The sequence below is a fragment of the Spirosoma aerophilum genome, assembly GCF_054782495.1.
The window spans coordinates 13,468-27,129 of record NZ_BAAGSJ010000038.1 but is presented as its reverse complement, the minus strand read 5'-3'; the positions used below and the strand labels follow the sequence as shown (position 1 = coordinate 27,129).

11 protein-coding genes are annotated in these 13,662 nt (G+C 49.6%); 5 read left to right on the top strand and 6 right to left on the bottom strand.

Annotated features, from left to right (window positions below):
- The first annotated feature begins 57 nt into the window (after positions 1-57).
- On the top strand, positions 58-2,043 hold the full coding sequence (locus ACYVK4_RS29960; RefSeq protein WP_461131270.1) for a sialate O-acetylesterase: 1,986 nt from the start codon (positions 58-60) through the stop codon (positions 2,041-2,043).
- Positions 2,044-2,182: 139 nt separating this feature from the next.
- On the opposite strand, the gene ACYVK4_RS29955 is transcribed toward ACYVK4_RS29960, so the two are convergent.
- The 3 genes from ACYVK4_RS29955 to yidD all read right to left on the bottom strand — a co-directional run bounded on the left by ACYVK4_RS29955 (position 2,183) and on the right by yidD (position 3,422).
- Entirely contained in the window at positions 2,183-2,620 is a 438-nt protein-coding gene (locus tag ACYVK4_RS29955; RefSeq protein ID WP_461131269.1) for a DUF4174 domain-containing protein, read from the bottom strand.
- A gap of 70 nt (positions 2,621-2,690) precedes the next feature.
- On the bottom strand, positions 2,691-3,065 hold the full coding sequence (locus tag ACYVK4_RS29950; protein ID WP_461131268.1) for a co-chaperone GroES: 375 nt from the start codon (positions 3,063-3,065) through the stop codon (positions 2,691-2,693).
- A gap of 147 nt (positions 3,066-3,212) precedes the next feature.
- The gene (gene yidD / locus ACYVK4_RS29945; protein ID WP_461131543.1) at positions 3,213-3,422 is read right to left on the bottom strand and encodes a membrane protein insertion efficiency factor YidD; all 210 of its coding nucleotides are present in this window, start codon (positions 3,420-3,422) and stop codon (positions 3,213-3,215) included.
- A 173-nt stretch (positions 3,423-3,595) separates the two neighbouring features.
- Between yidD and lgt the strand changes: the two genes are divergently transcribed.
- The 4 genes from lgt to ACYVK4_RS29925 all read left to right on the top strand — a co-directional run bounded on the left by lgt (position 3,596) and on the right by ACYVK4_RS29925 (position 9,269).
- Positions 3,596-4,441, top strand: coding sequence for a prolipoprotein diacylglyceryl transferase (gene lgt / locus ACYVK4_RS29940; RefSeq protein ID WP_461131267.1), 846 nt, complete (start codon positions 3,596-3,598; stop codon positions 4,439-4,441).
- 276 nt (positions 4,442-4,717) lie between these two features.
- Positions 4,718-6,838: a S9 family peptidase gene (locus ACYVK4_RS29935; protein ID WP_461131542.1), complete on the top strand. Its 2,121-nt coding sequence runs from the start codon at positions 4,718-4,720 to the stop codon at positions 6,836-6,838.
- 15 nt (positions 6,839-6,853) lie between these two features.
- Entirely contained in the window at positions 6,854-8,488 is a 1,635-nt protein-coding gene (locus ACYVK4_RS29930; RefSeq protein ID WP_461131266.1) for a M1 family metallopeptidase, read from the top strand.
- 160 nt (positions 8,489-8,648) lie between these two features.
- On the top strand, positions 8,649-9,269 hold the full coding sequence (locus ACYVK4_RS29925) for a transposase (RefSeq protein WP_461131265.1): 621 nt from the start codon (positions 8,649-8,651) through the stop codon (positions 9,267-9,269).
- Positions 9,270-9,342: 73 nt separating this feature from the next.
- On the opposite strand, the gene ACYVK4_RS29920 is transcribed toward ACYVK4_RS29925, so the two are convergent.
- The 3 genes from ACYVK4_RS29920 to ACYVK4_RS29910 all read right to left on the bottom strand — a co-directional run bounded on the left by ACYVK4_RS29920 (position 9,343) and on the right by ACYVK4_RS29910 (position 13,556).
- Positions 9,343-10,728, bottom strand: a complete 1,386-nt coding sequence (locus ACYVK4_RS29920) for a S8 family peptidase (RefSeq protein WP_461131264.1) — start codon at positions 10,726-10,728, stop codon at positions 9,343-9,345.
- 254 nt (positions 10,729-10,982) lie between these two features.
- Entirely contained in the window at positions 10,983-11,930 is a 948-nt protein-coding gene (locus ACYVK4_RS29915; protein WP_461131263.1) for a carbohydrate kinase family protein, read from the bottom strand.
- A gap of 96 nt (positions 11,931-12,026) precedes the next feature.
- Positions 12,027-13,556 (bottom strand): MFS transporter, encoded by a 1,530-nt coding sequence (locus ACYVK4_RS29910; RefSeq protein WP_461131262.1) that lies wholly within the window; start codon positions 13,554-13,556, stop codon positions 12,027-12,029.
- Between the last annotated feature and the right edge of the window lie 106 nt (positions 13,557-13,662).

Below are 13,662 nucleotides of genomic sequence, written 5' to 3'. Positions count from 1 at the left end.
TTGATTAAACGACCCTTTCTGCGGGTGGACGAACTACAATTTAAATACTGATTACGCATGAAATGCCTGAAATGGGGACTGTTGCTCCTGAATTTAAGTGCCGGTCAGAGTGTATTTGCCGATGTACGGCTGCCGAACGTTTTTGGTTCACACATGGTCTTGCAGCGCCGTAAACCGGTACCCGTTTGGGGGTGGGCTGATCCCGGCGAGAAAGTAACCGTTGCCCTGACTAGTGGTGGAACTGCCGCACAAACCAAAACGATAAAAGCGGGAAAGGATGGGAAGTGGCGCGTAGCCCTCGACGCCATGGAAGCTGGCGGGCCTTATCAGCTCCTGGTAAAAGGAAAGAAAAATACCGTAACGTTCGAGGATGTATTGACGGGAGAGGTATGGGTCTGTTCCGGGCAGTCGAATATGGAGTGGCCGCTGGCTGCGGCAGCCAACGCAAAAACTGAAATTCCGGTAGCCAATTTTCCGAATATCCGGCAGCTACTGGTGAAAAAAGACTTGAGTCTAACGCCTAAGGATAATATCGAAGGCAGCTGGAGCGTCTGTACGCCAGCAACGGCTCCGCAATTCACGGCTGTCGGGTACTTCTTTGCCAAACAGTTACAAAAGGAGCTCAACGTGCCCATCGGACTGATCAACACAAGCTGGGGCGGTACGCACTCCGAAACCTGGACCAGCCGGGAGGCTATGAATCAAGATGACGAACTTCGGCAGGTAGCGGCCAAATTACCGGCTACTACAGAAGAGGTCATTCAGCGTGGCGCTGCCCGTACGCAGGCGCTGCTCAAAGCACAGCAGGGCGGCCTGCCTACAGCAGCTGAAGAGCAGACATGGGCTGGCCTTACAATGGATGACAGGGGTTGGAAAACGATGAATCAGCCCGGCGATTGGGAGTGGAGCGGACTGCCAACGCTGGACGGCGTGGTCTGGTTCAGGCAGGATGTTGTGATACCCGAAGGGGCGACTCCGCAGAAGATAACGCTCTATATCGACTCGGTTGATGACAATGACTCGACCTTTGTAAATGGGCAATTAATAGGCAGTACCAAAGGGGGTAAACCACGGGCCTATGTCCTTCCGGACGGTTTGCTAAAGCCCGGTCGTAATGTGGTGGCCATCCGGGTAACAGATACGGGGGGGAGCGGGGGGCTTATGGGCCGACCGGAGCAGCTCAAACTCGCGGGCGAAGGGCTAAACATGCCGCTGGCTGGTCAATGGAAGTATAGAGTAGCCAATGTGTTTTCGTCGTCGTTTAAGCCGGGCCCCAATACATTCGCTACTCAACTGTTCAACGCGATGTTGAATCCGCTGATTCCCTACGCTATTGAGGGGGCTATCTGGTACCAGGGTGAATCGAATGCCGGACGGGCCTTTCAGTATCGACGAACGTTTCCGCTCATGATCCAGGATTGGCGTCGGCATTGGGGGTATGATTTTCCTTTCCTGTTTGTTCAACTGGCTAGCTTCAATGCGTCCAATGGCGACAGTCGGCACGGAAGTAACTGGGCTGAACTGCGCGAAGCACAGACAATGACCCTTCAGCTCCCGAACACGGGCATGGCCGTTACGTCGGACATTGGCGAGCGAACGGATATTCACCCCAAGAATAAACTGGATGTGGGCAATCGATTAGCCGCCGAGGCCATGCGGGTAGCTTATCAGAAGGGGGGCGAAAATACCAACGAACCCTCGCGCGGACCTATGTTCGACAAGATGACGGTGATGGGTAATAAAGCAGCGATAACCTTCCGAAACGTTGGCAGCGGGTTGATGGCGAAGGACAAATATGGCTACCTCAAAGGCTTTGAGTTGGCGGGTGCTGATAAGAAGTTCTATTATGCCAAAGCTGAGATTCAGGGAAATTCAGTGGTCGTCTACGCTGATTCCGTAACCACGCCATTAGCGGTGCGGTACGGCTGGGCCGATGATAATAGCGATGTAAACCTGTACAATCAGGAGAACTTTCCCGCAGTACCTTTTCGTACTGACACCTGGAAAGGCATCACAGAAGCCGCAAAGTTTGGGGAGCAATAAGAGCCGCACAGGCGGCTCCTCGAAAATTTAGCCAGATCTGAAGGATAAGACGAGATTGCCGCAAAACGAAAGTTAGTGTAGCAACAATCTTGTTTAATGCTTCAAATCTGGCTAAGACCTTACGGGGCCACCCGTACTGTTATTGTTTGCTCTCCTGTTTCCGCATCGGCATGCTGTCAATGGTCTGAAATAAGTCTTTTACGGCAACAGGTTTTTTGTAGGTCTGTTTGACTCCGCCATCTTTCCCGATTAGCCAGGCCGCAAAATCGTCGGCAGGATTAAGCTTGTAATCGTGCATCAAAAACTGGCGATCGGGTTCCATAACCAGTGATGCGACAAGGACAATAACATCCAGATCCCGTTCGGCGATACCGGCTTTTTCTTCATTAAGGGCTTCCTGTTGTTCAAGAATATAATGTTGGGCATCATCGCGTCCGTAGATTAGCAGTACGCGTCGGTGGTCTTTTTTCTCGGTTAACATCGCCTTAAGCGACTTTTGCTGATTCGCTACACTTTCCATAGTAAGGGTAAATCCAATTAGCAGGATTGTCAGGAATATCAACCAATATCGTCGCATAGTGTTTACCGTAATGAAGTTGTAAAGCCGCTTATGTAGGGTTGAAACAATGACTCGACTGTCACTCGGATTACAGATCCTCCAGCCGTTCCAGCATCAGAATCGAACCTTGTGGCACAATGACATATTGCTCTCCTTCGTATTGTAACTCAATAGCATTGCGTTGCAGATACAGAGCCACATCACCTTCCTGTGCCTGTAGCGGCATGTATTTTACTTTCTCTTCGGTCTCTTTCCAGGGTTCATCTTCCGTTGGCGACGGAATCGGATAGCCGGGACCTACCTTAATAACATACCCAGACTGAACTTGTTCTTTTTCCTGAACGGTGGGTGGTAGATACAGTCCACTGGAGGTTCGGTCAGAAGGGTCTTTTGGCTTAATCAATACCCGGTCGCCTACAACAATCAGGCGTTTGAGTTTATTATCGGCAGTAATTCCAACCATAGCAGGGTGTAGTATAGAGTGACAAAGTTGACAGGTTTGTTAAAACAGATTCACCCGGGTTCCAAGGGGGACACGTCTGTTTCTATTTACTTGGCGTTCGTCAAAAATCAGGCAAGTTTATCGAATAAGCCAAAATGTCATAATTTCCTAGGGAACCGGATCATACCCATGTCCGCCCCAGGGGTGGCATCGTCCAATACGTTTCAGGCCCATCCACCCGCCCCGCAAAGCACCATGCTTTTTAATAGCCTCGACTGTATATTGCGAACAGGTTGGCGTGTAACGGCAGGCATTCGGGAAGTAAGGCGACACAATAGCCTGATATCCTCTAACAAGTCCAATTAAAATCGACTTCATCATACGTGGGTAAACACGAAAACGCCCAAAAACTTTCCCGCAATCTGTATCTTTGCCCGCTATCTCTAGTGTAGGTTTCAAATTTCAGGATTCAACGTTGGGCGTGTCTCAGGCGAATCCGTCATCTGAAGCCTGATACGTGAACCCCGAAAAATTTGAAACTTTAAATAATTATGCTTCAATACGTTATTTGGGAAGTTAATCCCGAAATATTTCACATCGGCTCATTTTCTGTACGCTGGTATGGGTTGCTCTTCGCACTGGGTTTCCTGATTGGCATGCAGATCATGGGATATATTTTCAAAAAAGAAGATAAACCCCTCGCCGAAACCGACAGCCTGCTCATATACATGGTGATTTCTACCATTCTGGGGGCGCGTATTGGCCATTTTCTGTTTTATGAGCCTGAGGTGCTGTTTCGTCATCCGTTAACGGTCATTACACCACCTTTCGCCGGGCTGGCCAGTCACGGGGCTATTATCGGTATTTTAACGGGCCTCTGGCTGTATTCGCGACGGAAAGAGAGCATCCGGACAGGGCAGACATTTTTGTGGGTAACCGACCGGATCGCTATTGTGGTGGCACTGGCTGGTGCCTGTATTCGTTTCGGAAACCTGATGAATTCAGAAATTGTGGGGCGCCCGACGGATGTACCCTGGGCATTTGTTTTCATGAACAACAATGAATACGCTAAAATACCGCGTCACCCGGCTCAGCTATATGAGTCGATTTCCTGCCTGGTGCTATTTTTTATCCTGCTCTGGTTCTGGAATCGACGGAGAGCGCTGACACCGCGTGGCAGTATGTTGGGAATATTTCTGATTTACATCTTTGGGCTCCGGTTTTTCTATGAATACCTGAAAGAAAATCAGGTGCCTTTCGAAGATAGCTTACCGTTAAATGTGGGGCAGATGCTCAGCATTCCAGCGGTATTGCTGGGCATCTATTTCCTGGTACGAAGCTACCGCACACCGGTAGCGTTGGTCACACCCAGAGAATCGAAAACCATTGAATCATAACCATCAGACTGGTCGGGGGAAGTTTGGACCGACTGGGCGGATCTTTGTGAAAATTCTGCGTATCTGGATAAAGCCTCTGCTTTTTCCTGTAGTGCTGCTTAATGTGATCGTTTACAAGACGGGTTCACGGAAAATGATGTATTTTTGACGGTAGCTTACCTCAATCATACACTTCATTCTGTGAGCCCGTCTTCGTTTATATCACACAAATTCCTGCCGGCACTTCTGGCAGGCTTCGTTACTTATGTTGCCTCGGCTCAGGTGCCCGGTCGGCAAATGCACTGGACAGCCGACGGCAATGGTTTAGCCGCCGTCGAGCAGGGAGAGGTTGTTAAAACAGACATCCGTTCCGGTCGTAAAACCGTCCTTTTAGGGAAAGATAAACTCCAGCGGCCCGGCAGTAGCCAGCCTATGCCGGTCGCTGATTTTACCTTCACACCTGATAGTGCCACTGTCCTGATTTTTACCAATACCGCCCGCGTCTGGCGGTATAACACCCGTGGTGATTATTACCTCGTTAACCGGGCCAGCGGGCAAGCTCGACAAGTTGGTCAATCGGGCGGTACGAAACGACCAGCTCAGTCGCTGATGTATGCCAAACTGTCGCCCGATGGACGAAGCGTCGGTTATGTGAGCGAACATAATCTGTTTGTTGAAGAGGTTGCAACGGGCAAAACAACGCAGTTAACAACAGACGGCACCCGAAAGCGGATCAATGGCACCTTCGACTGGGTGTATGAAGAAGAGTTTGGTTGTCGCGATGGCTTTCGCTGGAGCCCCGATAGTAAACAGATCGCCTACTGGCAGGTCGATGCTACGAACATCCGCGACTACCTGATGTTGAATACTACGGATTCGAGCTATTCACATGTTATACCGGTGGAGTACCCTAAAGTAGGGGAAAGTCCGTCGCCAACGCGTATTGGGGTTGTTTCCATCACGGGTGGGCCGACTTCCTGGCTAAATATACCCGGCGATTCCCAGCAGCATTACCTGACTCGTTTGGAGTGGCTTCCTACTGGTGGCAACGTGATTGTGCAGCAGCTAAATCGTAAACAGAACGAGAGTAAGCTGTTTATCTGTAATCCGCAGAGCCGGGCTGCCAATCTGATCTATACCGAAAATGACAAAGCCTGGATTGATGGCAAAGCACGCTGGAGCCGCGATGATCCAAGTGGCTGGGAGTGGCTGGAAGGTGGTAAATCGTTTGTCTGGGTATCTGAAAAGGACGGATGGCGCCACTTGTATCGGGTTAGTGCCGACGGTAAGAAAGAGATCAGCTTAACGCCGGGGTCGTATGATATTGCCACCATCAGCCACATTGATGAGGCTACCAATCAAATCTACTTTATCGCATCGCCCGAGAATACGAACCAGCGGTATTTGTATCGTACCCGGTTGGATGGCAAAGGGAAAGCCGAACGGGTAACCCCCGCCGGACAGGCCGGGACGCACGGATATACGATTTCGTCCAATGGCCGTTTTGCCCAGCATACCTTCACCAACTACCAGACACCACCCGCCCGCGAATGGATCAGCCTGCCCGATCATAAAGCGGTTAAAGAATCGGAAAGTATAGCGGCCCGCATAAAGCCCGTTACTAAATCGAACGTAAACTTCTTTACGCTCACTACCGAAGATGGCGTAAATCTGGATGGCTGGATGGCCAAACCAACCGATTTTGATAGTACCAAAAAGTACCCGGTTGTTTTTTACGTGTATGGCGAACCCGCCGGAAGCACGGTAAATGACGACTTCTCTATCGGCCAGAATCGCCTGTTTACCGGCGACATGGCCAAAGCGGGGTACATCTATGTGGCTCTCGACAATAGAGGAACGCCTAATTTGAAGGGAGCTGCCTGGCGTAAGTCGATCTATCGTCAGATTGGCCGACTAAACATTCGTGATCAGGCAATGGGTGCCCGGAAGTTATTTGCTCAACACGCCTACATCGACACCAGCCGGGTAGCCGTTTGGGGCTGGAGTGGGGGAGGGTCTACGACCTTGCATTTGCTTTTTCAATACCCGGATATTTATAAAACCGGCATTTCTATTGCGGCCGTCGGCAACCAGCTTTTCTACGACAATATCTACCAGGAGCGCTACATGGGCCTTCCGCAGGAAAATCGTGACGATTTCGTGGCGGGTTCTCCCATTACGTATGCGAAGAACCTGCGGGGAAATCTGCTCTATATTCACGGCACCGGCGACGATAACGTGCATTACGACAATGCAGAAGTACTGATCAACGAATTGATTAAATATAACAAACAGTTTCAGGTGATGCCCTATCCCAACCGCTCGCACGGAATCAATGAAGGAGAAGGAACCACGCAGCACCTGCGTACACTTTACACAAATTACCTGCTGAAATACTGCCCACCCGGTCCGCGTTAAGTCTGCAAACAGTCCATGAATCGACTCTTATTCTTGTTTTTTTTATTGATCTCGCCTGTTTTGGCGCAGGCTCAGAAGCCTACATTTACCCACGACGATACCCTTCGGGGTTCTATTACCCCCGAGCGGGCCTGGTGGGATTTGGCTTTTTATCACCTAAACGTGCGTGTTCAGCCAAAAGACAGCACCTTGAGCGGCTCAACCCTCATTCGGTATCGGGTGCTTAAGCCGGGGCAAACCCTGCAAGTTGACCTACAGCGCCCGTTGCGGGTGCTGCGGGTTGAGCAGGATGGTAAACCACTGGCGGTACGGCAGGATGGCAACGCCTATTTTGTGACGTTGACAAAGCCGCAGAAGACAGGCCAGACCGAGACTGTAACCGTTCATTATGCCGGGAAACCCCGTGTCGCCAAACGTCCGCCCTGGGATGGTGGCCTGGTGTGGTCGCGGGATAAGTCGGGTAACTGGTTTATTGCCACGGCCTGTCAGGGGTTAGGGGCCAGTGCCTGGTGGCCCTGTAAAGACCATATGTACGACGAGCCTGACTCTATGGCCATCAGCGTTACCGTGCCGGAAGACCTTATGGATGTCTCGAACGGCCGACTGCGCCGGGTAACCACCAACAACGACCATACCCGCACTTTTGACTGGTATGTTGTTAATCCGATCAATAACTATGGGGTTAACCTCAACATTGGCCGCTACGAGCATTGGTCGGAGGTGTATAAAGGCGAAAAGGGCCCCCTGTCTGTTAACTATTATGCATTGACCGATCATGTCGATTCGGCACGGGTCCAGTTTCGGCAGGTGCCTAAGATGTTGAAGGCATTTGAGTACTGGTTTGGGCCGTATCCGTTTTATGAAGATGGCTACAAATTAGTTGAAACACCCTACCTCGGTATGGAACACCAAAGCTCGGTCACCTATGGCAACCGCTTCCGGAATGGCTATCTGGGGCGCGACCTTTCCCGAACTGGCTGGGGATTACTCTGGGATTTCATCATTGTTCACGAGTCGGGACATGAGTGGTTTGCCAACAACATTACCTACAAAGATGTGGCCGATATGTGGATTCACGAGAGCTTTACCAACTATTCCGAGAATCTGTTTACGGAGTATTATTATGGTAAAGAAGCGGGTGCCCAGTACGTGATCGGTTGCCGGGCCAACATCCGGAATGATAGCCCAATTATTGGTATATATAACGTCAACCACGAAGGGTCGGGCGATATGTACTACAAAGGGGGAAACATGCTGCACACGATCCGGCAACTGGTGGGCAATGACACAATCTGGCGGCAGGTTTTGCGGGGTATGAATAAAACGTTCTATCACCAGACCGTCACGACCAGTCAGATAGAGAATTTTATGAGTCAGAAAACGGGTATTAACCTGAAGCCTGTGTTTGATCAATACCTGCGCGATGTTAGAATTCCGGTGCTGGAATATCGTGCGGTGGCTGGCGGATTTCAATACCGTTGGGCAAACTGCGTGAATGGTTTTGCCATGCCCGTTCGGGTGTGCTTGGGCGATTCGGGACCTTATGTCAACGTGCAGCCAACCGCTCAGTGGAAAACGCTTAAAGCCGGTAATGAGAGCGTTTTATCCGTTGATGCAAATTATTATGTGCTTAGTAAAAAAGTCGATTAATAGCCTGTCATCAAATAGTTAAGTTTTAGGTATTTGTGCAGTAATTGGCAAAAAGATAGAGAAGGTTACGTTTAATCAAAACTCTTGCTCAGCTATTGGCATAAATAATTAACTTTCTGAAGATTAATTATTTATGCCATTCAAAGTTTTAACAACGACCATGCGTACAAACCTTAACCTGCTTTGGGCTGGATTGCTGCCCGTTATGATTCTTGCCGGTTGCGGAGGCAGTAAAGAAGAAGAGAAAAAAGAAGAAGAATCTGTGTCAGCTTTGGGTGCAATGAGCGCCGTAAAAGAGATGGCGGCCCAAGCCGAGGAAATGCAGAAAAAAGGACCTGTAGCAACGGTTGATTTTCGTTCTTTAAAAGAATTATTACCCGCCGATGCTGACGGCTTGCCCCGGAAAGAAGCGACGGGCGAGAAGAATGGAGCGGCTGGCTTTACCATCTCGACCGCAAATGGTAAATACGCAAATGCCGATGGCAGCGAAAGCATAGAACTTTCTATTATTGATGGGGGCGGTTCGGCTATGATGATGGGGCTGGCCGCCTGGTCAATGATGGAGGTAGACAAAGAAACCGAAGATGGATATGAAAAGACCACCAAGATCGGTGATAATAAGGCCTATGAAAAATATGATAACAGCGATAAAGACGGCGAGGTAGCTGTGTTAGTCAACAAGCGGTTTGTCGTATCGGTAAAAGGCCGGGGCGTGAGTATGGACAAGATTAAAGCCGCTCTTGAGGATGTTGACCTCGGTAAACTGGCTGAATTGAAATAGCCTCGTTTCGTTAAAACAACAAGAGCCGGAGGACATCCTCCGGCTCTTGTTGTTTTAACGAAGATGAAAACCTTTATTTCGATAAAGCTGCGTTAGCATCTAACCGCCCTTTCGTAACGGTTTTACCATCTAGTGAGGGTGTATAAACAGCACTCGATAAAATAGCGTTCTTGATTTGGGCCGCTGTAGTAGTAGACTTGACAGACGCATAAAGTGCAACGGCACCGGTTACGTGGGGTGTCGCCATGGATGTCCCACTATAAGACGAGTACGTATTAAAAGCGGTTGTCGAATTAATAGCTACGCCTGGGGCACCAATGTCAACGGTGTTCGCTCCATACTGAGAGAAACTGGCCAGTGCGCCGGTTTTATCAATGGCCGCAACCGCAATGATGTTTGGCGACGTATAATTTGAGGGGTAGCTGGCCGTAACATCATTGTTGGTGCCACTGTTTCCGGCGGCTGCTACAAACAGGATATTCCCGGCATTTGCTCTATCAATGGCATCTTTAAGTGCCTGCGAAAAACCACCACCGCCCCAGGAGTTATTGCTGGCAACGATATTTAATCCGTGACGAGTTTTCAAGTCATTCAAATAGTCAACGGCTTTAACGGCATTGGCTGAAGTACCTCCCCGTTTACCCAAAAACTTGCAGGAAATGATTGTGATGTTCCAGTTCAACCCCGCGACACCCTGACCATTGTTTGCTTTACCGCCAATCGTTCCCGAAACGTGGGTACCATGGTCATCGGAGCTACCCCGTGTTCCGCCATCATAAATCGTGTTATTATTTCCATCAAAGTCCCAGCCGTGGATATCATCCACGTAGCCGTTGCCATCATTATCTCTCCCATCTACCAGGTCGAATGGATTTGTCCATATCTGACCAGCTAAATCCGGGTGCTCAAACTGGATGCCTTCATCAATAACACCAACTACTACAGATGCTGAACCAGTATTGCCGGCAGCCCAGGCAGTAGAGGCTTTACTGCTGTATGGATTAGCCGCGTCCATACCCCAAAGTGAACCATTCGTAAAATAAGGATCAGTTGACGTGGCTGCGTGGTTATAAATAAAATTAGGCTCGGCAAAGGCTACACCGGGTGCACTGCTGAGGTCAGCAATGGCTTCGAGCACGTTTTTATTCACTTTCAACAGATAGAGCCCACCCTTTTTGTTGGCGCGCTCCATCGCTTTGGTCAGGATTTTCTCAGCCGGTATACCTTTGACTTTGTCAAAAGCCTTTTGCTTTACATCATCGCTGGCATCATCATTAAACTGTACTAACACCTCACCGTCGACATAATCCTGTCCGGCACCAAGTCTGGCGTTTGCTGATGAAGATGATTGGGTTGCAGAAGAGTCAACGTCTACCGGTTGACACCCTACGATTGATAAGGATGCGAAAAGCGCTAAGGCTGCCGCTCTGACAGCCCAAGTAGTGGTGATTTTTTTCATGTATGATAATAGCTAGAAATGTGTCTACAATGTAAGTAACATTGTTTAAAGTTGTATGCCTTTTTGTAATAATAATAACTTAAAGTTTTTATTAGTTAGGCAACGGCCGGATACATACTTAACGGCGGTTATATGCCGGTAAGCAAAATGACCGCCGTAAAATAATACTAGTTGTATAGGCCACAACAAAGGGACCTAAGCCCGAAATGTGAGCTTTTCACACGAGAAGGAAGTACAATGCTTAAGCTTACTTGTTATTCAAATTGGTCATAAAGCCGTTTTCGATCGACTTTGTCAGGAAGCGGCCCTTGCCGGGTCAATTTCATTTTGGCTAAGGCAGCCCCGGCATGGGCACAATTACCGGGTGCATAACCATCCAGATAGGCTGTCAGAAACCCTGCCCAATAGGCATCGCCTGCACCCGTAACATCGACTACGTCAATTTTTTTACCCGGAATGCGCGATTGTTTCGAGCCGCCATCATACGACACAATGCTTCCATTCGGGCCTAACGTCAAACAGATCATTGTTGCGCCCATTTGATGGAAATCGCCTAAAATGCGCTCCGGCGTTTGGGTTTCCCCATAGAGTCGCTCGGCATCGTCTTCGCTGATTTTTACCAGCGCACCCGCCGAACAGTAATCGCTGATCACCCGCCAAGCCTGTTGTCGATCTGGCCAGATGCTGGGAGCGTAGTTGGTGTCGATTGTAACCTGACAACCGGCTGCCTGTGCCCGCTTGGCAGCATCGACAATGGTATCTTGCGCGGGCTGCCGACTCAGGGCAAAACAGGTGGTATGAAATAACTGAACCTGCGACAGAAGAGAATCCGGTAACTGTTCGGGTTTGAGCTGACAGTCGGCGTGCCGGTAAGCCACAAAATCGGGGGTGCCCGCTGTTCGTGAAACGAGTACAATGCTGGTTGGCTCCAGCGGGTCGGATGAGATAAATTGGATGTCTACGCCCGACTCTTCAATCTGCCGGGTCAGATAGGTGCCTATGTTGTCATTGCCAACGCAGGCTACCAGCGCCGTTGAATTTCCCAGGCGAGCCATGTTGGTGGCCATGTTGGCCGGACTGCCGCCCTGATACCGCCGAAAATCCTGGGCATCCAGCAAACTGGACGAAACGTGGTGGCCAATCAAATCGGCTAAAAGTTCACCCACAGAGAGTAGGGCGTAAGGGCGGGGGGGATTTGTCATGTATAAAAAGTTCTTCTGATTAAATTTCGGGATGGTTCGTTAACACCGGAAAAGTAGTCAGAAGAACAGAAAGAGAAAACAAGATTGTACTTAATTTCAGCCGAGTTCAACCGGGATGGTTGCTTCGCCAGTGTTTCTGACTTCTTTTACCAGGAAGCAGGAAGCGGCTGCCAACAGCAGGCAGACACCCGCCAGCACCAGCGCGTTGCGAGGGTCGTCGCCCAACACGGATTTATAAAAGAGAGGAACGGTAAGCATCCCAATAAACTGCGGTACACAGATAAAACCATTGAAAATGCCCATGTAAACACCCATCCGTTCTTTGGGGACCGCACTGGCCAGCATCAGATAGGGCATCGACATGATAGAACCCCAGGCAAGCCCTATAATAGACATGCCCACAAGATAGACCAACTTATCATTTGACGTAAGCGTCAGGAAAAAGCCCATGGCGCCAATGGTCAGGAACAGGGCGTGGGTAGCCCGTGCACTACCAATGGCTTTGGCTATGCGCGGAATGAAGATCGAGATGACAGCGCAGGAGATGCTGAACATCGCAAAGCAAAGGCCACCCCATTTGGTGCCTTCTTCAAAACCCGCTTTGTTGGATACCGCATCGGGGGCATTGAACGCGTATTTTGCCGCTGCCAGCGATAGAAACTGCCACATAAGCGGAAGCCCGTACCAGGTGAAAAACTTGACCCACCAGAGCTGTTTCATCACCGTTGGCATGGCCGAAAGCGAAGCTAATATTTCTTTGAAAATAGGAAGCATCAGAAACAGGTAGCTACCAACAAATACGCCTGCTCCCCATAGTAATCCTGTTATCCAGCCACCAATTCGGGCAGCAAAAAAGAACGCCAGAATTGCTCCTCCCGAGGCTAACGCCAGGTGCCAGAAGGAGATTGATTTCTTCTCTTCATCGGTAAAAATGTGGGGCTCTTTGTAGCGTTCATTGACAGGTGGATATTCTTTTGTGGTGCGGATGGTCCATAATACCGAGATCACAATAGCCGCAGCGCCAATATAAAACGGATAACGCACGGAGTTCGGAATACCATTGGCCAGCTGATCTTCCGACAAGACCATGGAAACACCCAGCAGCGGTAATATATAGGGCATCAGATTAGCTAGAGTTTGTCCGAAGCCAACCATAAACGATTGTATGGCGAAACCGGTAGGCCGTTGTTTGTCGTTGAGCATATCGCCTACGAAAGCCCGGAAAGGCTCCATGGCGGAATTTAGTCCCGCGTCGAGCATCCACATCAGCCCTGCTGCCATCCAGACATAAGATGAATTTGGCATAAATACCATAGCGATACTTCCCGCCAAGGCCCCAATCAGGATAAACGGCTTCCGTCGACCCCAGCGTGGCGACCAGCTTTTATCCGAAACAGCCCCAATAATTGGCTGGAGCAACAACCCCGTTAGCGGCCCCGCCAGCCAAAGCCCTGGAATGGAGGCTTCATCGGCACCCAGGTACCGGTAGATCGGGCTCATATTGGCCTGCTGTAGACCAAACCCATATTGGATACCTAAAAAACCGAAACTCATATTCCAGATTTGCCAGAAGCTTAAACTGGGCTTGACGGAAGTAGTGGGTTTCTCAATGTTTCCCGTTTGCATGTATTATCGTATATTTAAGTAGTCATCATAGGTTTTGCTAACTAGCTAACAATAATACGTACGGATTTGCAGGATACGGAGATATACTTGTCTTATTTTTTTGAAA